This window comes from Bacteroides sp. MSK.20.12 (genome assembly GCF_019052435.1).
Classification (GTDB): Bacteria; Bacteroidota; Bacteroidia; order Bacteroidales; family Bacteroidaceae; genus Bacteroides; species Bacteroides xylanisolvens.
Genome location: NZ_JAHQVH010000032.1, coordinates 46,923 through 67,965, shown reverse-complemented (window position 1 = coordinate 67,965; position 21,043 = coordinate 46,923). Strand labels below are relative to the sequence as shown.

The 21,043-nt window shown below is 37.5% G+C and carries 14 protein-coding genes and 1 tRNA gene; 2 read left to right on the top strand and 13 right to left on the bottom strand.

From position 1 onward, the window contains the following. Positions 1-79: 79 nt before the first annotated feature. The 4 genes from KTR06_RS16490 to KTR06_RS16475 form a co-directional block, all read right to left on the bottom strand. A tRNA-Arg gene (locus tag KTR06_RS16490) sits at positions 80-153 on the bottom strand. Positions 154-232: 79 nt separating this feature from the next. Beyond that, positions 233-2,533: a patatin-like phospholipase family protein gene (locus KTR06_RS16485; RefSeq protein WP_165861912.1), complete on the bottom strand. Its 2,301-nt coding sequence runs from the start codon at positions 2,531-2,533 to the stop codon at positions 233-235. A 171-nt stretch (positions 2,534-2,704) separates the two neighbouring features. After that, positions 2,705-4,750: a molecular chaperone HtpG gene (gene htpG, locus KTR06_RS16480; protein WP_120068391.1), complete on the bottom strand. Its 2,046-nt coding sequence runs from the start codon at positions 4,748-4,750 to the stop codon at positions 2,705-2,707. A 133-nt stretch (positions 4,751-4,883) separates the two neighbouring features. Beyond that, entirely contained in the window at positions 4,884-7,412 is a 2,529-nt protein-coding gene (locus KTR06_RS16475; RefSeq protein ID WP_004314507.1) for an ATP-dependent Clp protease ATP-binding subunit, read from the bottom strand. 354 nt (positions 7,413-7,766) lie between these two features. On the opposite strand from KTR06_RS16475, the gene gyrA reads away from it, so the two are divergent. Then, complete coding sequence (gyrA, locus tag KTR06_RS16470; RefSeq protein ID WP_049702827.1) at positions 7,767-10,343, top strand: DNA gyrase subunit A; 2,577 nt, start codon at positions 7,767-7,769, stop codon at positions 10,341-10,343. 32 nt (positions 10,344-10,375) lie between these two features. Then, positions 10,376-11,590: a lipopolysaccharide assembly protein LapB gene (locus tag KTR06_RS16465; RefSeq protein WP_049702828.1), complete on the top strand. Its 1,215-nt coding sequence runs from the start codon at positions 10,376-10,378 to the stop codon at positions 11,588-11,590. Between the two features lie 265 nt (positions 11,591-11,855). Here the strand turns inward: KTR06_RS16465 and KTR06_RS16460 are convergent, their stop codons facing one another. The 9 genes from KTR06_RS16460 to KTR06_RS16420 all read right to left on the bottom strand — a co-directional run bounded on the left by KTR06_RS16460 (position 11,856) and on the right by KTR06_RS16420 (position 20,973). Then, positions 11,856-12,977 (bottom strand): universal stress protein, encoded by a 1,122-nt coding sequence (locus KTR06_RS16460; RefSeq protein WP_120068395.1) that lies wholly within the window; start codon positions 12,975-12,977, stop codon positions 11,856-11,858. 77 nt (positions 12,978-13,054) lie between these two features. Beyond that, positions 13,055-13,345, bottom strand: a complete 291-nt coding sequence (locus KTR06_RS16455) for a hypothetical protein (protein WP_004295969.1) — start codon at positions 13,343-13,345, stop codon at positions 13,055-13,057. Between the two features lie 128 nt (positions 13,346-13,473). Then, positions 13,474-14,307, bottom strand: a complete 834-nt coding sequence (locus KTR06_RS16450; RefSeq protein ID WP_120068399.1) for a tetratricopeptide repeat protein — start codon at positions 14,305-14,307, stop codon at positions 13,474-13,476. A gap of 18 nt (positions 14,308-14,325) precedes the next feature. After that, on the bottom strand, positions 14,326-16,146 hold the full coding sequence (locus KTR06_RS16445) for a BatD family protein (RefSeq protein WP_120068404.1): 1,821 nt from the start codon (positions 16,144-16,146) through the stop codon (positions 14,326-14,328). A gap of 31 nt (positions 16,147-16,177) precedes the next feature. Then, a complete protein-coding gene (locus tag KTR06_RS16440) occupies positions 16,178-16,900 on the bottom strand; it encodes a tetratricopeptide repeat protein (protein WP_015531111.1) in 723 nt (240 codons plus the stop codon). A gap of 8 nt (positions 16,901-16,908) precedes the next feature. Next, positions 16,909-17,937, bottom strand: a complete 1,029-nt coding sequence (locus tag KTR06_RS16435) for a VWA domain-containing protein (protein ID WP_055234969.1) — start codon at positions 17,935-17,937, stop codon at positions 16,909-16,911. A 45-nt stretch (positions 17,938-17,982) separates the two neighbouring features. After that, complete coding sequence (locus KTR06_RS16430) at positions 17,983-18,966, bottom strand: VWA domain-containing protein (protein WP_004314367.1); 984 nt, start codon at positions 18,964-18,966, stop codon at positions 17,983-17,985. A 49-nt stretch (positions 18,967-19,015) separates the two neighbouring features. Next, on the bottom strand, positions 19,016-20,092 hold the full coding sequence (locus tag KTR06_RS16425) for a hypothetical protein (protein ID WP_055235110.1): 1,077 nt from the start codon (positions 20,090-20,092) through the stop codon (positions 19,016-19,018). 11 nt (positions 20,093-20,103) lie between these two features. Beyond that, positions 20,104-20,973 (bottom strand): DUF58 domain-containing protein, encoded by an 870-nt coding sequence (locus KTR06_RS16420; RefSeq protein WP_004314365.1) that lies wholly within the window; start codon positions 20,971-20,973, stop codon positions 20,104-20,106. Positions 20,974-21,043 lie beyond the last annotated feature (70 nt).

The following is a 21,043-nucleotide window of genomic DNA, read 5'->3' as shown; positions in this document are numbered from 1 at the left end:
CAAACCTGTAACCGGCTGATCCGTAGTCAGCTACTCTATTCAGTTGAGCTACGCGGCCATTTTGTTAATTCAAAAAAAGTGATCGCGACAGGATTCAAACCTGTAACCGGCTGATCCGTAGTCAGCTACTCTATTCAGTTGAGCTACGCGACCATTCTTTTGTTTTAACGGGTGCAAAGATACGGACTTTTCCCGAACTAGCAAGCTTTTCAACGACTTTTTTTGTAGAAAATTATTCTATGAACCGATAATTGAATAGTTGCCAACCTATACTTAGTCCGACATTCCACTCCCTTTTCGGTGAGCTATAATGATTTACATATGCAGAGATGTCTCCAAAAGGTAATTGACATACAACAGAAATTTCTCCTAAATATTCAAACTTGGAGAAAGCTTTTCCATAATATGCTTTATTCAACGAGTTTTTTTCGATTGGATAAATGGGCATAAAGCCATAAAATTCTCCCCGAAGATGGAACATTTGGTTTAAACGGTAAATAGGCCGAATACCGGCTCCCACAAATTGATTGGCACGAAAGGCTTCGTTGTAGGTCAATTTACTGTGTAGCGTGGGCGAAAACTCTCCAGCCTGCATCATTGTGGCCGTATAGTTCTCGGAAAAGTTTTTAGAGGCATATAATGCCTTCAAATACCACCCTAAAACCCAATGTTCACTCATATTATGATATTTCTCTTTCATGTATGATAATTGTAACCATGAGTGATGGTCTTTATTATTGTTGTTGGTGGTACTTCCTTCGCCTGGGTAGAATCGTTCTTTTCCAACGAAGATCTGGGCAACAAGAGCTTCTCTGTATCCACGTGTAGGGTATTGTTTAGAATTTAGGGTGCTTCCATTAAAGCTGATTGATCCACCGAATAAATCATAGCGACTTTTGTCAAATTTGTCATTTCCAAAGTCAATGACGCTTTTCTGAAAATATTTATCTTCTATTTTCGCAATTCCGACCCCAAACTCTGCTCGCTTGCTCGAAAGGAAAGGTAATCCGACCTGCAATTTTAAGAAACGTTCGTCTTTCTGATTAAAGGCGGGTTTGTTATTTCGCGAGAAAAGTTTGTCTTTCTTGAAATAGTCGAAAGTACTGATTGAGCCTATAAGGCGGTATGAGGTAGGAATGGCAGTGGCGAAGTCAATTTTTGCCATAAACTGCACGTTATTATATACTTTTCCGAGTTGCCCGTCAAGGATAAACTCTTTGGCATAGTAGTTTAAATCCTGATAGCTAAGCCCCAGATAGATCTGATTGGAGTTGGAAGTGGATATATTTCCTCCCAACCGCACAGCAAAATTATTTTCTAATTTCACCTTTAAATGTAGATCGTAGGTATCGTCTTCCGGATTATAAATTGCATGTGGTATAATTTCGGAAATCATTTTATCAGATAACAATCGGAAATAACCTTGTTTTAAATCCTCATAAGTGAATTCTTTGTTGTCTGATTTATGAAATTCTCTTTTAATATATACTTGTTGTTGTGGATTAGCTCCGTCGATGATGATATTTTTAAAGCGTAGCTCCGGAAAATTACTCCGGTATACCATTCTTCTTAAACGTATATTGTCCAGATTTACACGCCGATGGATACGACTTTTGATTGAATCCATCATGCTGATGGTTCGATTATATCCTATATCGTGTAATTCGTCAATGCGTTGAAAATCCATTAGATTGACATTGTCATATTTGAACGTCATTAAAATCCCCATGGAGTCCGGAATGGAATAGTCGGTTTTCTGCATCACCATATTTTCAATTTGACTCATGAGGTCATTTTCTTTGGGTTTAGTGGGATTGGTGGACACGACGCTCCCTATGATGACATCCGGATGAAAATCATCTCTCATGACATCTGTAGGGAAGTTATTATAAATACCTCCGTCATAGGCTAATACATTGTCTATTTCAATAGGCTTAAACATGAACGGGAAACTCATGGAAGCTCTGACGGCATCTCCTAAATCTCCTTCCTTCATGACTAATTGTTTCTTGTTGTATACATCGGACGCAATGCAACGGAAAGGAACAAAAAGTTTATCAAAATCTCCCTTACAAGCAGCTGTGGCACGTGCATATAGGTCTACAAAAACGAGATTCATTTGAATCGGATTGACAACACTAGTAGGCAGGAATTGAGGTTTCAAACTTTTCAGTGAGTCTTTGAATGAAAAACGAATATTGAAGAATTCGGGAGTGGGAAGATTCTTTTTGAAGTGATATACATATTTCTCTTCCACTTCTCCGGAATACCATCGTTTAAAGTCTTCCGACTTGAGAAGTTTTACCATGTCGTCAGGAGAGTATCCCATGGCGTATAAAGAACCGATAATGGCTCCCATAGAAGTGCCTGCAATGTAATCAATAGGAATGTTGTTTTCTTCCAAAGCGCGAATGATACCGATGTGTGTCATCCCTTTGGCGCCACCACCGCTTAATACAAGTCCTACTTTTTGGGCATGGATAGCCGGAATAATCAGCCATAAAGTAATTAACACTAAAAAAATCTTTCTCATAACCCAAATCAAACAATTGAATTTTTTGTCTATTAAGTGTTCAAATATATACAATACTTTTCAATTAATCGATATTTTACCGATCGTTTTAAATTGAAAAAGAGCATTACAACGTGTATTTAACGTTGAATGCTCTTTCTTGAAGTATGTGTAATGTTTAAAAGGGCAATATTAAATCAATTCTATGCTACGTTTTACGAAGTTATTCAAAGCTTCACCTCTTAGCATATTGTTTTGCAATAAGGCCAAATCGATCAGCTGGCGGATAACTTTATTATTGCTTGCATAGCCGATAAAGATAGCTTCTTTCTTGTTTTTCAGATCATCCCACTTCTTATCCAGATTGTTTAGTTCATCTTTTTCTGATGTGGGGATTTCTTCTTCTTTCTTATCCTTTTGCTTGTCTTTCAACTCATTGCGTTGTTTGTTGACATTGTCCATTTCAGAAAGTATCGGAGCTACTTCTGCCTGACAAGCACTTTCTTCTTCATTCAATACCTGTTTTATCAACTTATGGTCTGAATTCAGAATTAGATTAAACATATCAGGCATTTCACCATAGAAACTCATTCCGGCCTGAATATTCGCCATTTCTTTCATACGACGCATATATTCGCTTTGAGTAATCATGACTGGAGCTGAATTTTCTCCTAATGCCTGTGTCATGACATTGAATTCAACTTTATCCATTTTAGGCAATTGACTCTTGAAGGCTGTTGTGATTGCATCCTGTTTATTGGCTTCCAACGTTTCACCTTTCTTATCTTCTTTTACAATAAGATTGTCAACAACATCACTGTCTACACGAGTGAAACGGGATTTTTCAAGTTTTTGTTCCAGCATGCTTACCATAGCTACATCCAACTGGCCATCCATGAGCAAAACATTGTATCCTTTGTTGGTGGCAGCTTCAATATAACTGTATTGCTCATCCTTGTTATTTGCATACAGATAAATTAGGTTTCCATCTTTATCTGTCTGATTATCTTTAATAAGGGTCTGGTACTCTTCAAATGTATAATGCTTGTCATTTGTATCGGTGAAAAGGGCAAATTTTTGCGCTTTATCATAGAAATCCTCTTGTGTGAGCATTCCGTAATTGATAAATATTTTTAAATCATTCCACTTCTCCTCAAACTGCTTACGGTCATTCTTGAATATAGACTGTAAACGGTCGGAAACCTTCTTTGTGATATAAGTTGAAATCTTCTTCACGTTCGAGTCGCTTTGCAAATACGAACGGGAAACGTTCAACGGAATATCCGGAGAATCGATTACGCCATGTAACAAAGTCAGGAAGTCCGGCACAATACCTTCAACCGAGTCTGTAACATATACCTGATTGCAATATAACTGAATCTTATTCTTATTTAATTCAATATTGCTCTTTACCTTCGGGAAATAGAGGATACCGGTCAGATGGAATGGATAATCAACATTCAGGTGAATCCAGAATAGTGGTTCATCAGACATTGGATATAGCTTACTATAGAATGATTTGTAATCTTCATCCGAAAGTTCGCTAGGTTTACGTGTCCACAAAGGAGTGGTATCATTGATTATATTATCTTCGGCTGTTTCTACTTGTTTGCCGTCTTTCCATTCTTTCTTTTTCCCAAATGCAATGGGAACAGGAAGGAAGCTGCAATATTTCTTCAGAAGCTCGGAAATACGTGCTTCTTCGAGGAATTCTTTGCAGTCATCATCAATGTATAAGATGATGTCTGATCCACGATCAGCTTTTTCAATTTCTTCAATAGTGAATTCAGGGCTGCCATCACAAGTCCATTTTACGGCTTGTGCACCGTCTCTGTATGATTTAGTGATAATTTCCACTTTCTTTGCAACCATAAAAGCAGAGTAGAAGCCAAGTCCGAAATGTCCGATAATGGCATTTGCGTCATTCTTATATTTCTCCAGGAAGTCGTTAGCTCCTGAAAAAGCTATTTGATTGATGTACTTTTCAATTTCTTCTGCAGTCAAACCGATACCACGGTCGGAAATAGTAATGGTATCTTTGCCTAATTCAACGTGAACGGTTAAATCACCCAGTTCACCCTTAAATTCGCCAATAGAAGCAAGCGTATTCAGCTTTTGAGTGGCGTCTACCGCATTAGATACTAACTCGCGCAGAAAAATCTCATGGTCACTGTACAAAAACTTTTTAATGATAGGGAAAATGTTCTCTGTTGTAACCCCAATATTACCTTTTTGCATAATACGTATATTTTTTAGTTTATCTATTGATTAATTTTAATTGATGTTTGTTCAGATAGAGACAAAAAAAATGCCAGACCCGAAGGTCTGACATTATGGCATATTATTTTATTTTCTTATTCAGGAAATAATATTATTCCGGAGTGACAACTTTCATCTCCAATTCACCTTTTTCTTCATTGAGAGATACCTGAATAGTATCTCCCTCCTTCAAAGAGGAGGAAATGATGAGCTCGGATAAGCCATCCTCCAGATAAGTTTGAATTGCTCGCTTCAAAGGACGGGCGCCATATTGTACGTCATATCCTTTGCCGGCGATAAATTCTTTCGCCTTATCTTCAATAACAAGCTTGTAACCAATAGATTCTATTCTATCATACAATCCTTTCAGCTCTATGTCTATAATCTTTGTTATTGCTTCCAGAGAAAGCTGGTCAAACGTGATTATCTCATCTACACGATTGATGAATTCGGGCGCGAATGATTTGTTTAGAGCTTTTTGTATTACGCTTCGCGAGAATTCCTTATCATCCAGGCGGCTTTGTGTCGCAAAACCAACGCCACGTCCAAATTCTTTCAGCTGACGGGTTCCTATATTGGAAGTCATGATAATAACAGTATTTTTAAAATCTACCATTCTGCCATAACTGTCAGTCAGACGCCCCTCATCCATAACCTGAAGCAAGATGTTGAACACATCCGGATGTGCTTTTTCTATCTCATCAAGCAATACAATCGAGTATGGTTTACGGCGCACTTTTTCTGTCAGCTGACCACCTTCTTCATATCCTACGTATCCCGGAGGTGCTCCAACCAAGCGTGAAACAGTGAACTTCTCCATATATTCACTCATATCTATACGAATCAGTGCATCAGCAGAACCAAACATATATTTGGCTAACTCTTTTGCTAAGTGAGTTTTACCAACTCCTGTCGGGCCTAAGAACATAAATGTGCCAATTGGCTTATTAGGATCTTTTAGCCCTACACGGCTTCGCAAAATAGCTTTAACCAGTTTTTCTATTGCTGTATCTTGTGCGATGACTTTAGCCTGCAAATCTTCTTTCATACCTGCGAGCTTGATACCTTCAGCCTGTGCCATCCGTTGTACCGGAATGCCTGACATCATTGAGATGACATTGGCAATTTCTTCTGCATCAACAGTTTGCCTGTTTTCCTTCAGATTGGCTTCCCATTCTTTTTTCATTTCATCTAATTGGACAGAAAGCTCTTTTTCTTTATCACGGAAGCTGGCTGCAAGTTCGAAATTCTGCGATTTCACAGCTTCGTTTTTCTTGCTTTTGGCTTCTTCGATCAGTTTTTCTTGTTCTTCTATCTCTTTGGGCACATTGACATTGGTAAGATGTACACGTGAACCGGCTTCGTCTAAAGCGTCAATAGCTTTATCAGGGAAATTACGATCTGTGATATAGCGGTCTGTCAGCTTGACACATGCTTCTAATGCTTCATCCGTATAATACACATTGTGGTGGTCTTCATATTTATCCTTGATATTACGCAAAATCTGCAAAGTTTCGGCAGCGGTAGTCGGTTCTACTATTACTTTTTGGAAACGGCGTTCCAAAGCACCATCTTTTTCAATGTTCTTACGATATTCATCAAGAGTGGTAGCACCGATACATTGTATTTCTCCTCTTGCCAATGCCGGTTTTAGCATATTGGCAGCATCCATAGAACCTGCCGCAGAACCTGCGCCTACAATCGTGTGGATTTCATCAATGAATAATATTACATTCGGATTTTTCTGTAATTCATTGAGAATGGAACGAATACGTTCTTCGAATTGTCCACGATATTTGGTTCCTGCTACAACAGCAGTCATATCAAGAGCAACCACTCGTTTATCAAACAGAATCCGCGAAACCTTTTTCTGAATGATTCTTAATGCAAGACCTTCAACAATCGCTGACTTTCCTACACCAGGCTCACCAATCAAAATCGGATTATTCTTTTTGCGGCGGCTTAAGATCTGCGCTAAACGTTCGATTTCTCTCTCTCTGCCGACAACGGGATCCAGGCGTCCTTCTTCTGCCGCTTTTGTCATGTCAGTACCGAAATTGTCAAGTACCGGTGTGTCATTAGACGGCTTCTTAGAAGCGGTTTGTGCTTGTTGGCGTTCGTCCGAACCACCTCTGCCGGAACGGGGAGAGGACATTTCTTCGTCATCATCATCGTCTTCCGTAAAGCCCATGCCAGAGTTTATATCTGGTTGCAATGTAGCTTGCTCCAGTACTTTCACATAATTTATATCGTTTGCTTCAAGTACGGAAGCTGCCATATTGTTTTTTTCTCTTAAAATAGCCAATAATACATGTTCTGTATCAGCGATGTTACTTTTCATTCCACGAGCTTCTAAAATACACATTTTTAATATCTTTGCCGCATCATTAGATAACGGTACCTCTGCATCAGGCAATAACATATCATCAGCTTCTGCCTTCAGTTGAGCTTCAATCTGTTGCTTTATTGCAGCTAGATTGGTGTTGAGTTTAGACAATATCTCGATAGCTTTTCCTTCACCGTCACGAAGGATTCCCAGAAGCAGGTGCTCAGGGCCTATATACCTACTTCTCAACCGATTCGCTTCTTCCTTACTATAGACGATAATGTCGGAAACTCTTTGTGAGAATTGATTATTCATACTTTTCCTTTTCTTCTAAGGGTTATTCACTGGCAAATATACGCATTAATCAAGTTTGTATTGCAATATTTGCTTTATTTCTTATATCTACAAATGGCGTGCCATAAAAACGGTGTATTTGCATTATATATATAAGGTATAACAAATATCCAGCTCTTTTTTACCAATGTTATCTATCTTTCCATATTATATTTATCGTTTTTATCTTTTTATTTTCGAATTTTAAAGTTTAATGAATTGTCGTCCCGGTCATGCTAAAACTTTCTTTCTAAAAACTTTCGTATATCGGGGAAAAGTAGTACTTTAGCGTGGTTTTTCACAAACCGTAGAATGTATAATTAATAATCATTTTAAATGCTTGAACAAGACAGAATTATAAAGATTAACATCGAGGAGGAAATGAAGTCATCGTACATTGACTACTCCATGTCGGTCATCGTTTCACGTGCCCTTCCGGATGTTAGAGATGGATTTAAGCCTGTTCACCGTAGAATTTTATACGGAATGATGGAATTGGGCAATACTTCAGACAAACCTTATAAGAAATCAGCCAGAATCGTGGGTGAGGTACTCGGTAAGTACCATCCTCATGGAGATTCTTCTGTTTATTTTGCAATGGTGCGTATGGCTCAGGAATGGGCAATGCGTTATCCTTTGGTAGATGGACAGGGGAACTTTGGTTCTGTAGACGGTGATAGCCCTGCTGCTATGCGTTATACAGAAGCTCGTCTTAATAAGTTGGGTGAAGCAATGATGGATGACCTGTATAAGGAAACCGTCGATTTTGAGCCTAACTTTGATAATACGCTGGTAGAACCTAAAGTTATGCCGACACGTATCCCGAATCTTCTGGTGAACGGAGCATCCGGTATCGCTGTAGGTATGGCTACAAATATGCCTCCTCATAATCTTTCGGAAGTAATTGAAGCATGTGAAGCATATATTGATAATCCGGAAATTACAGTAGAGGAACTGATGGAATTTGTCAAAGCACCAGATTTCCCTACTGGCGGGTTTATATATGGTGTGAGTGGTGTACGCGAGGCATATTTGACTGGACGAGGACGTGTAATTATGCGTGCGAAAGCCGAAATCGAAAGCGGACAGACACATGATAAGATCGTAATAACCGAGATCCCTTATAATGTAAATAAGGCCGAGTTGATTAAGTATATAGCTGATCTTGTAAATGATAAGAAAATAGAAGGTATCTCAAATGCCAACGATGAGTCTGACCGTGACGGTATGCGCATTGTTATTGACATCAAACGTGATGCAAATGCAAGTGTAGTGTTGAACAAACTCTATAAAATGACAGCTTTGCAGACATCTTTTGGCGTAAATAATGTTGCTTTGGTTCATGGACGTCCAAAGACGTTGAATCTGAGAGATTTAATTAAATATTTCATCGAACATAGACACGAAGTTGTTATTCGTCGTACTCAGTTCGATCTTCGTAAAGCGAAAGAACGCGCGCACATTCTTGAAGGTTTGATTATCGCTTCGGATAATATTGATGAAGTAATTCGTATCATTCGTGCAGCAAAAACTCCTAATGACGCTATAGCAGGCTTGATTGAGCGATTCAACCTGACAGAAATTCAGTCTCGCGCAATTGTAGAAATGCGTTTGCGTCAATTGACAGGTCTGATGCAGGATCAGCTTCATGCGGAATACGAAGAAATAATGAAGCAGATAGCTTATTTGGAAAGTATTTTGGCTGATGATGAAGTATGCCGTCAGGTAATGAAAGATGAATTGTTGGAAGTTAAAACGAAATATGGAGATGAACGTCGTTCTGAAATCGTTTATTCTTCAGAAGAGTTCAATCCGGAAGACTTCTATGCAGATGATCAGATGATTATTACAATTTCTCATATGGGTTATATCAAACGTACTCCGTTGACTGAATTCCGTGCACAAAATCGTGGTGGTGTAGGTTCGAAAGGTACGGAGACCCGTGATGAAGACTTTGTAGAACATATTTATCCTGCTACCATGCACAATACGATGATGTTCTTTACACAAAAAGGTAAGTGCTATTGGCTGAAAGTATATGAAATACCTGAGGGAACGAAGAATTCTAAGGGACGTGCTATTCAGAATTTGTTGAATATTGACTCGGACGATAATGTAACTGCATACTTGCGTGTGAAGAGTTTGGAGGATTCTGAGTTTATTAATAGCCATTATGTATTGTTCTGTACTAAGAAAGGGGTAATAAAGAAGACATTACTAGAACAGTATTCTCGTCCTCGTCAGAATGGTGTAAATGCCATAACTATCCGTGAAGATGACAGTGTTATTGAAGTTCGTATGACGAATGGAAACAATGAAATCATCATTGCCAATCGTAATGGACGTGCAATTCGTTTCCATGAAGCAGCAGTTCGTGTAATGGGACGTACAGCAACAGGTGTACGCGGTATTACATTGGATAATGATGGTCAGGATGAAGTAGTAGGAATGATTTGTATCAAAGATTTGAAGACAGAATCTGTGATGGTAGTTTCCGAACAAGGATATGGCAAACGTTCTGAAATAGAAGACTATCGTAAGACGAACCGTGGCGGTAAGGGTGTGAAGACCATGAATATTACCGAAAAAACAGGTAAGTTGGTAACAATCAAGTCAGTAACTGATGAAAATGACTTGATGATTATCAATAAGTCTGGTATCACTATTCGTTTGAAAGTGGCTGATGTTCGTATTATGGGCCGTGCTACTCAAGGTGTCCGTCTGATAAATCTAGAAAAACGTAACGACCAGATTGGTTCGGTATGTAAGGTTATGACAGAAAGTCTTGAAGATGAAATTCCGGCAGAAGAAGCAGAAGGAACAATTGTGAGTGATCCGAATGCTGATGCTCCTGATATTGATGATGCAGCAGACGTAAATGAAAACGAAAGCAACAACGAAATCGAGGAATAGACATAATATTAATAATTAATCAAACAACAATCATGAAAAGAGTATTATTTTCGATGGTTTTATTGATGGCTGTTAGCTTCTCATTCGCACAAACGAAGAATGTAAAAGAAGCAAAGAGTATTGCTAATGATGTAAAACCTAATTTTAAGCAGGCTGAACAGCTTATTGGGGAAGCTATGAAGAATCCTGAAACGAAGGATCTTGCTGACACATGGGACGTTGCTGGATTTATTCAGAGACGTATCAACGAAGAGCAAATGAAAAATGCTTTTTTGAAAAAGCCGTATGATACATTGAAAGTGTATAATAGCATTCTGAAAATGTATGAGTACTATACTAAGTGTGATGAATTAGCAGAAATACCTAATGAAAAGGGGAAAGTTAAAAACAAATACCGGAAAGCAAACGCTTCAAGTATGTTGGCTGAACGTCCTAATTTGATTAATGGTGGTATTCAGTATTTTAACTTGGATAAGAATAAAGAAGCCTTGAAATTCTTTGCAACATATGTTGAATCAGCTTCTTACCCAATGTTAGCTGATAAAGAATTGGCTAAAAACGATACTCTTCTCCCGCAAATTGCCTATTACGCAACATTAGCTGCTGATAGAGTAGGTGATAAAGATGCAATTATTAAGTATGCTCCTGCTGCTTTGTCTGATAAAGATGGTGGTAAATTTGCAATGCAGTTGATGGCTGATGCATATAAGGCTAAAGGTGATACTGCTGCATGGATTAAGGCTTTGGAAGAGGGTATCCTTAAGTTCCCAGGAAATGATTATTTCTTCGCTAACTTGGTTGATTATTATAATAGCTCTAATCAAGCTTCAAAAGCTATGGAGTTTGCTGACAGAATGTTATCTAATGATCCGAACAATAAGTTGTATTTGTATGTAAAAGCATATCTTTATCATAATATGAAAGAGTATGATAATGCAATCGAATACTACAAGAAAGCTATTGCTGCTGATCCGGAATATGCAGAAGCATACTCTAATGTAGGCTTGGTATATTTGATGAAAGCACAGGATTATGCTGATAAAGCAACAACAGATATCAATGATCCTAAATATGCTGAAGCACAGGCTGTAGTTAAGAAATTCTACGAAGAAGCTAAACCATTCTATGAAAAAGCTAGAGCTTTGAAACCTGATCAACAAGATTTATGGTTACAAGGTCTTTATAGAGTTTACTATAACTTGAACATGGGACCTGAATTTGAAGAAATCGATAAACTGATGAAGTAATATCGTTTTCAGGAAAATTATAAGTCTGAAAAATATGGGAAGGTTGCTAGAAATAGTAACCTTCTTTTTTTTCGTATAATTCTATTGGGGAGAGATAATCAAAATATACATTTGAGGGAATATGCATTTTTTTCTCCTGCAAATAGTAACTTTCTTCAATTGATAAAAATTAAAAAGGAGTAATATAATAACATTGCTCCTTTTTATATTAAACATAATATTGATTATTCCCTAATCGTAAATGCCCGTTTTTTGCTTGATCTGATCAGCTATTAATAACAAGTAATGGTGTATCAGAATGAAAAATCATTTTTCTAGCAATACTTGGATTAAATAATCGAGCAAATATATTCCTTTTGTAAGAAGTCAAAGTGATTATATCTATTTGATTAACTTTGATATACTGATCAAGCCCTTTTAACAAATTATCGTTCATTACTACATCATAATGAATTTCAAGCCCTGGATATTGCTTGTGAAAATATTCTTTTATGCCTGCTAGTTTTATTTCATTCCAGGTATCTTTGGAATCAGTAAGATGTATTAAAGATACAGAAAAATGGAATGATTTCCAAGTATTAAAGAATGCTTCGAAAGCAATTAAATCTCTTTGATCAAAATTGGTAATAAAGGCGATCCGTTTTACTTCACTAAACTGTTTAAATGGTGTGTTTTCGGGAATGGCCAATACAGCTGTGCGGCTTCTATCAATAACTTCAGCAGTTACACTGCCAATCAAATCGATATCTTTCTGATTCTTTCCCCGAGTCCCCATGATAATAACCATAGGACGCTGTTCCTTAGCATATCTTAAGATTTCTTCTTCTGGAATACCTTCACGTAAGATACAGCTATATTTAATATTGGGAAAATCACCCGATGTGACTTTTTCTTTTATCTTTTCTGATAAGGCATTGAGGTCAGAATGAACTTTCTGAATAATCGTTTTTACGGATTCTTCATCTCCAATCTGGTAATTGAAAATATCTCCATATGGTAATGATGAAGCATATATAGGCGTAAAATAGACGTGCAACAAAATGACTTCAGCATTTTCTGTTTTTGCTAGGTTAAATGCAAATTCACACGCTTTCATCGAATAATTAGAGAAGTCGACGGGAATTAAAATCTTATTTGACTTATTTTCTGTTTTGGGCTCCTTCTCTCCCACTATACTTTCAGACAGCCATGTAGAACTTTCTGTTATTTTCAAAGCACGTGGCAGATCGCTTTCCTTTATGCGTAAACGCACCCCCGAAGAAACAACCGGTTGTATTTGATTTACGTTGTGAATGTATGTTTCTATACCTTCATTTTCCAAGACATTCTTTAAGATCTGCGCTTTGGTGTATGTCAGAATGGCTAGGGTTACTAATTTGTCTTCCATAAATGTATATTTTATAAGGTGAAAACAAATAAGAAATCCCAATTGTTTGATTCAATTGGGATTCAGTTTGTTATATTTTAAACTTGCACAGATTCGGTAGCCTGTTCTTTTTGCATACTCATATTCAATTCATCTAGGATTTTTAAAGCCCGATCAAGAACGGTCGTATCATCCAACATTACAAGCCCACCATCCGGACCGGGCTCAAGATGTATTCCGACACTTTTTCCCTCCTTGAAATTGTGTCCTCCGAAGAAGTTTCGCACTGTATCTACGTGCAAACCAAGTTCGTCTGCTATTCTATGCATGCTACCGCTAGGCAATGAATCTTTAATTTTACGAAGTTCATTAAACGTTATTGTTCTCATGTCTCATAAATTTAATGGTTAATACTATGTGATTTTTTTATCACGCTATAAACTTAAGCAAAAAAAAAGATAAAACAAATTATTTGCTTATCTTTTTTTCTTGAATTTATAAAATCTATTAATGACCTTTATATTACTTCAATAGCGGAAGCTGGTACCCATCCTACTTTTCCATCTTCCAACCGAATTTCTTTCCATTCTTTCATAGAGTTGTCCTTGACGTTTACTTTTCTCCCTTCATGCAGAATAAACAAACTGGTACCACTCTCGCTTGGAGTACTTCGAACTGTTACACTTGGGTTCATTACTATAGCTTCATTTCGATTGACTAAATGTTCTTTTTGTTGTGAAGCAAAAAGATTAGAGCAAATGGTGACAATCAGAAAAACGATTCCTAATATGAAGCCTACTTTCTTTAACACAATCTGTTTAGAGAATATAAAAAAGTAAAGAGCTATAATCAATAGAATAAAGGATACAATACCCCATGTGGCCCATGCATCTACACTCATGCTATTTGTCAGAGATTTGATCCATGAAACAAAGAACACTTCAGGAACAGGCTCAACTTTGTCTATTGTCTTTGCGCGTGCCACTTCAAGATTAGCACGTATATCGCCATTTCCTGGTTGCAATAACAAGGCACGCTCATAATTTAAAACAGCTTTCGCTATCTCTCCTATTTTATAATAACTATTTCCCAGATTGTAATAAACGTCAGCAGCTTCTCCATTTTTTAATAATGCTTCATATATTTGAATAGCTGCTGCATAATCTTCTTTTATATATGCGGAATCGCCTTCAGCTTTTGTGGCATCTTCCAGTGTGTTACTGGAAAATGTGGTATGTGAAGCGTGGATAGAATCAACTCCATTGGTTTGTTTAGAATCAATGTTTAACGAATCTTGTGCAAAACAAGTAAGTGACATTGATAATAATATAAAAAATAATATCTTTTTCATGACACAATCTCTTCTGGGTTAATGTTTTATCGAATTCTCCATTTTGCTTATTACTTCTATTGAAGAAGAATAAACTTTATCCATGGCTTGATTTTCATCACCTGGAGCAAACCGGGCAAATTCACAGTCATTCAATGCATTCAGGAATTCTTTGATTAGTTCCTCATTTACTCCATGATTTCTTAGCTTCTCTTCAATATTATCTTTAGATAAACGAGATACCGGAATATTCAGTTTGTCACTTATATATCCCCACAGTGCCTTTAAAACTTCATCATAGAAAGCATCTTTCTTATTTTCGGAGAGTAATTTTCCAGCTAACTTCATACGTTTTGTTGCTACTTTATTGGCTTTCTTCGTACGCATTTTAGCTACGTTCGCATTTTCAGCAGCTTGCTTACGATAAATAATAAAGAAAATAATAAAGGCAAGAGCGGGAATGATATAGAATAGCCAATATGTCATTGAACCATAGAAGAAACTTCCTTTAGGTTGGAGAGTAACTTCGTTTTGTTTGATGTAACGGATGTCCTCACCTAATACTTTCAAATCCTCTTTATTAGTGAAGTTAGCAATTACTTGATCTGCATTACCCGCACCTTTCTCTACGTTTATTACATATTCTTCTGTTTTCAGCGTTTTATAAGATTTGGAGCGAATATCAAAATAACTGAAAGATACTCCTGGAATCTTATATGTTCCAGCATGTCTCGGAATTGCTAAATATTCGATAACCTTATTACCTGTAAGTCCTTCCCGGGTTAATCTGACTTGATTGTCTACTTTGGGATCGTATACTTCAAAATCATCTGGGAATTTAATTTCCGGATTAGAAATTAACTTCAGGTTACCTGTACCGGATATTACTAATTTAATAGTAATAGCATCATTGGTTTTCAGTTCCTTGTTGTTGATAGATGAAGAAATATTGAACTCTCCCACTCCACCGGAGAAATCTGCCGGTTTACCTGCAGGAAGCGGATTTACATTTATTGCTATCTTAGGGGTGGAAATTGATTTTTTTATTTCAATGACATTACTTCCTCCATTGAAGAAAGCATCAAAAGGATCATCAGATTGTACAGGCTTACCGACTGTCATCTGGAATTGAGCAGGATCAATATATAGTTTTCCTGATTGTTGCGGGAAGAGAACGAACTGACGATAAACTGTCGTATAGTAATTACGTCCCTGATAATGTTCCGGAGTCCATCTCGCATTTGTAGTCATTTCGATTTCTTGAGAATGGAAGCCTTTAAAGTCGGGTAACTTTGCATTATTCAGTTGTAAATTGGATTCTCTGGTGTATATTTTATAGGTCAGGACAAATGCTTCCTGTTCGTACACATTCGTTTTACTGGCACTTGCTGTAATAAACAAGTCTTGGTTAGAGACCCCTGTACCAGATGAGGAATGTGTAGAAGAGCTACTGCTACTATTGCTACTACCTTGATCTTGTGGCAATACTTTAATCCTTACTGAATTTGATACCATTTGATCGCCATCAGCAACAATTGAGGCACCGGGTATTGTGTATTCTCCGGCATTATTTGCCATTAATATATATGTGAATGTAATACTACTAGTAGACGTAACATTACCATTTACTATTTGAGTATTACTTTGTTGTGAACGGCTTGGTCCCATCAACACATCAAAACCTTTGATCGATGGTGCCCGGAAATCTTTCACTTTTTGTGTAGTAACAATATACGACAGCCTGAACTGGTCGCCTACTACCACTGCGTCAGGAGCAGAAGCAGTAAAAGACACTTTATCAGCAAGCATCTGAGTGCTATATGCTATCAATGCCATCAATATAATAATCAGTTTTTTCATTGCTTATGAAATTTATATCATCAACTTTATATTACCAATCTTTTTCTAAGCGACCACCTTGCATAACTTTTTGTTGCTTTTTCACTTTGTCTTGCACATCTTTTTCATCTTGCATTACAGAATTCAGCAATTGTTCAGCATTCTCCTTTGACATCTGGTTATCTTGTTTTTTTTCTGACTTCGGTGGTTGCTGCTGATCTTTCTTTTCATCTTGTTTCTGATCTTTCTGCTTGTCTTTATTCTGATCTTGTTTTTGATCTTGCTTTTGTTGATCTTTATTCTGATCCTGATTTTGGTCTTGATTCTGCTGATTTTGTTGATCTTTCAACATTTTCTGTGCAAGAGCCAAATTGTACCGGGTTTCATGATCGGCAGGATTATTACGCAGTGACATTTTATAGGCGTCCACAGCCTTTGCATAATCTTTACCAGCTTGGAAAAGTACTCCCATATTGTGGTAGATATGGGCGAGCTTCATTTTATCCTTTTCAATTTTGCTGGCCGATACATATTGTTCCATGGCATCCTGAAACTTTTGCTGTTGCGAAAGAGTATTTCCCAAATTGTACATAGATACTGTAGACTTGGGATTTGCTTCCAGAGCTTTCCGGTAGTTTACCTCTGCGTCAACAAATACACTATCATTAAACAGGCGGTTTCCCTTACGGATATAGTCGCGTTCTGCTTTCTGAGCCGAGACACCGGCTGTCGCTAGCAGAAATACAGCGAATAGAATATATTTACTTTTTAACATACGTATAACTATTTCTTATTAGAAAACAGGTGAATGTTCTTAAATAAAGGATTCTTGCGGTCCAAAATTAAGATTTCTGCCAATAACAATAGTAGAATAACCCATGCAATAGCTTGGAATTGTTCGTTAAACTCTGTATATACTTTCGACTCTACATCAGACTTCGCCATTTTGTTCACTTCTTGATTAATAGCTCTTTGGGCTGAATTAGAGTTGTCTACTCGTACATATATACCTTTTCCTTCCTTAGCAATTTCCTGGCACATAGCTTCATTCAAACGGGTAACAATCACATTACCTTCCCGGTCGCGACGATAATCATTCGTACCTTCTACCGGAATGGGGGCACCATCAGGCATACCTACTCCCAACACACTTACTTGAATACCTTTTTCTGCAGCGGCTTTGGCGGCTTCCACTGCACCACCCTCATGATTTTCACCATCAGTAATAACAATAATAGCACGTCCTACCCCTTCTTGTGGAGTGAAACTACGAGCTGCTAAATTGATTGCTTCCCCGATAGCTGTACCCTGTTTAGAAATCAACGAAGGATTGATGGACTCTAAAAACATCTTAGCGGAAATATAGTCACTTGTTATTGGTAGCTGAGTAAAAGCGTCACCTGCAAATACAATCATACCTACCTTGTCATTGTCAAGTTCATCCACTAATCTGGAAATTAGTCTTTTTGCTTTTTCCAGACGGCTAGGCTGTACATCTTGAGCTAACATAGAGTTTGAAATATCCAAAGCTATAATTACCTCTACTCCTTTACGCTTAACCGTTTCCAGCTTAGAACCGAATTGGGGGCGTGCTAATAATATGGAGAACAAGCCAATAGCAACAAAAATAATCCAGAATTTTACATCCGGACGATATTTGGATACATCAGGCATTAATTGAGCCAATAAAGTCGGGTCCCCGAAGCGTCGGATATTCTTTCTTCTCTTGTAGTTGGAATACAAGTAGAAAGCTGCTAAAAAAGGTAATAGCAGCAATAAGTATAAATATGTAGGTTCTCCAAATCGAAACATCTTCTTACTATTTTATGATTGACAAATAACGATTGACAAACATTCTTATGGAATTTTTTTGAGTACCGAATTGCGTAATAGTACTTCCAACAAAACACAGAGGAAAGCAGCTAGGGCAAACCAGTGATACTCTTCGTCTCGTTTACTGTACTCTTTTACGTTCAGTTTCGTCTTTTCCAGTTTATCAATTTCTTCATATACTTCTTTTAGTTTCGAGTTGCTCGTAGCCCGGAAATAGTTACCATCCGTTGTTCCGGCAATCTCTGTCAATGTCTTTTCATCAATTTCCACCGGCATACTTACATATTGTACAGTATTCCCCACCGGATAAGGATAAGGAGCCATTCCATTAGTACCTACCCCGATAGTATATACACGAATACCAAAACTTTTAGCTATTTCTGCCGCTGTCATTGGAGAAATATCTCCCTTATTATTAGTACCATCCGTCAATAAGATAATAACTTTAGATTTCGCTTTGCTATCTTTTAAGCGAGTCACAGCATTAGCAATACCCATACCAACCGCAGTACCGTCAGTGATAAGGCCGCATTTAATATTATGTATCATATCCAACAATACGGCATGGTCTACAGTCAACGGACATTGAGTGAAAGTTTCTCCTGCAAATAATGTAATACCGATATTATCATTGGGGCGTCCGTTGATAAATTCAGCAGCTACATCTTTGGCAGCTTCAAGTCTGTTTGGCTTTAAGTCTTCAGCCAGCATACTGGTAGAAACGTCAATAGCCAGCATAATATCAATTCCTTCTATTTCACTGTTCTGCCACTTGTTAGTAGTTTGCGGGCGTGCAAGAACCAAGATAACTAACACCAAAGCAATGCAGCGCAGTAGAAATGGAACATGCAACAAATAGTTCTTATAACTTTTAGGTGTATGTGCATATACCCGAGCATCTGAAATTTGAAGGGTTGCTTCACTTTTCTTTTGTTTCAGGATATACCATACAATATATGGTATAAGCAATAATAGCAAAAACAGATATTCAATATTGGCAAAAACCATTTTATTTATGATTTAACAGTTTACTATTTAGTATTAAGTTATACACTCTTTATACAAAAAGATTGTATAACTGCAGACCTATATATATAAAGGTACCAATCAGTGCTGCTGATAACAGTGCAATTCCGCAAATCAGCATAGCTTTAACACGTAAAGAACGTTTCTCAATGATAGTGATTTCCGTTGGTTGCGGTTTCTGGTTTTCCTCTTCCGGTTGTTTTGTCTCATTGATAAAATCGATGGCATTAATTAAATTAGCATCGTTTTCATTCATCTGAGGATCATGTTTGGCAAACTTAACTAAATCAGCGGTCTGGAACAAAAGCTTCAAGTCTGATATAGCCTCTTTATCATTCAACTCCAATAGCTGGTCAATTATTTCAGAAGAAGTCATTTCTAATGCGTTAAATCCGAAACGGTCCTTAATATAGGTGCGAAGTGCATCCGTTAGTTCGGTATAATACTCCTTCGATTGTCCTTTTTGCCATATCTTCTCTGTTTTGATACGTTCTATCTCTTTCATTGCAGCCTGATGTGGCGGCAATTTAGGTTCAACTTTTATTTTACGGATAATAGGTTTATTATCACGTATACGAATAATGAGATAGATCAGTAAACCAAGCAAAGGTAAAGCTAGGAATGAACAAGCAATTAATCCATACCAGTCTTCCCACGCAAAAGGAGCTTTCATCACAGGTTTCTGTCCAAAGAACTGGTCCGGATGTAATGTATCAACCGGCATCGAATATACTTTCAATGCCAGAGCTTTGGATTTATATACTTTATCATCTACGGTAACCGGCATTGGTGGTAGATAATATAGAGCAGAGTCAAAAGAAGTGATAATGTATTCTTGAGTAATCAACATTCGTTGGCGATCATTCAGGAATTGAGTATCCGGTTTGACAGTTTCTATAATTTCCACACCTCTTACCAATGTATCGGTGTAAGCAGGAAAAATAGCACGCTGTTTAGCATCCATGGCTACTTGCAATTGCACTTTCGCCTGTTCGCCAATCAGTATCTGCAATGAATCAATTTTTGCTTCTACCGTGACAGACTGTGCTGCTGCTTTGCCTACAGACAATAGAGCTAATAATGCTATCAGAATAATATTTCTATTCATCTTTGATTCCATTAATTTCGTTTGGCAAATAAATTCAACAATGCCTTTACGTAATCCTGGTCGGTTCTGACAGATACAGCATCCACGTTACTTTTAGTGAAAGTATCGTTAAGTTCAGTCTGCTTTTGTATCCACCAGTCACGATGTGCCCGGCGTACAGCTTTGGAAGAGGTGTCGATCCATTGTTCATGTCCAGTTTCCGCATCTTTGATTCGCATCAGTCCTACTGGGGGAAGATCACTAACCCTCCTGTCGTACACTTGTAATGCTACTACATCATGTTTTCTGTTAGCAATGGTCAGTGCATTCTTAAAGCTGTCCTGATCAATAAAGTCTGATAAGATAAATGCGGTGCAACGTCTTTTCATCACGTTTGTCAAATATTCTAAGGCAAGACGAATATTTGTACGACGGCTTTCCGGCTGAAAATCAATCAATTCGCGGATAATATATAAGATATGTTTACGTCCTTTCTTGGGAGGAATAAACTTTTCTATCCGGTCTGAAAAGAAAATCACACCAATTTTATCATTGTTCTGAATAGCAGAGAAAGCAAGCGTGGCAGCGATTTCCGTCACCATATCTTTCTTCAACTGCTTGATCGTACCAAATTCCAAACTTCCGGAAACATCGACCATTAACATAACTGTCAGTTCACGTTCTTCTTCAAACACTTTCACATAAGGTTTATTGAAGCGCGCAGTCACATTCCAGTCTATGTCACGTATATCATCGCCGAACTGATACTCACGGACTTCCGAAAATGACATACCCCTACCCTTGAAAGCCGAATGATATTGGCCTGCAAAGATATTGTTAGACAATCCTCGTGTCTTTATTTCAATTTGGCGAACTTTTTTTAGTATTTCACTTGTTTCCATTTATACAGTAGTTAAGTAGTAAGTAGTTAAGTAGTCATGTATAGATATTAATGACTACTTATTGACTGTA

What these genes read in the sequence shown, in the direction of transcription:
- KTR06_RS16485 (WP_165861912.1), bottom strand. Translation starts at nt 2,533, where the DNA reads ATGAGAAAGATTTTTTTAGTGTTAATTACTTTATGGCTGATTATTCCG.
- htpG (WP_120068391.1), bottom strand. Translation starts at nt 4,750, where the DNA reads ATGCAAAAAGGTAATATTGGGGTTACAACAGAGAACATTTTCCCTATC.
- KTR06_RS16475 (WP_004314507.1), bottom strand. Translation starts at nt 7,412, where the DNA reads ATGAATAATCAATTCTCACAAAGAGTTTCCGACATTATCGTCTATAGT.
- gyrA (WP_049702827.1), top strand. Translation starts at nt 7,767, where the DNA reads ATGCTTGAACAAGACAGAATTATAAAGATTAACATCGAGGAGGAAATG.
- KTR06_RS16465 (WP_049702828.1), top strand. Translation starts at nt 10,376, where the DNA reads ATGAAAAGAGTATTATTTTCGATGGTTTTATTGATGGCTGTTAGCTTC.
- KTR06_RS16460 (WP_120068395.1), bottom strand. Translation starts at nt 12,977, where the DNA reads ATGGAAGACAAATTAGTAACCCTAGCCATTCTGACATACACCAAAGCG.
- KTR06_RS16455 (WP_004295969.1), bottom strand. Translation starts at nt 13,345, where the DNA reads ATGAGAACAATAACGTTTAATGAACTTCGTAAAATTAAAGATTCATTG.
- KTR06_RS16450 (WP_120068399.1), bottom strand. Translation starts at nt 14,307, where the DNA reads ATGAAAAAGATATTATTTTTTATATTATTATCAATGTCACTTACTTGT.
- KTR06_RS16445 (WP_120068404.1), bottom strand. Translation starts at nt 16,146, where the DNA reads ATGAAAAAACTGATTATTATATTGATGGCATTGATAGCATATAGCACT.
- KTR06_RS16440 (WP_015531111.1), bottom strand. Translation starts at nt 16,900, where the DNA reads ATGTTAAAAAGTAAATATATTCTATTCGCTGTATTTCTGCTAGCGACA.
- KTR06_RS16435 (WP_055234969.1), bottom strand. Translation starts at nt 17,937, where the DNA reads ATGTTTCGATTTGGAGAACCTACATATTTATACTTATTGCTGCTATTA.
- KTR06_RS16430 (WP_004314367.1), bottom strand. Translation starts at nt 18,966, where the DNA reads ATGGTTTTTGCCAATATTGAATATCTGTTTTTGCTATTATTGCTTATA.
- KTR06_RS16425 (WP_055235110.1), bottom strand. Translation starts at nt 20,092, where the DNA reads ATGAATAGAAATATTATTCTGATAGCATTATTAGCTCTATTGTCTGTA.
- KTR06_RS16420 (WP_004314365.1), bottom strand. Translation starts at nt 20,973, where the DNA reads ATGGAAACAAGTGAAATACTAAAAAAAGTTCGCCAAATTGAAATAAAG.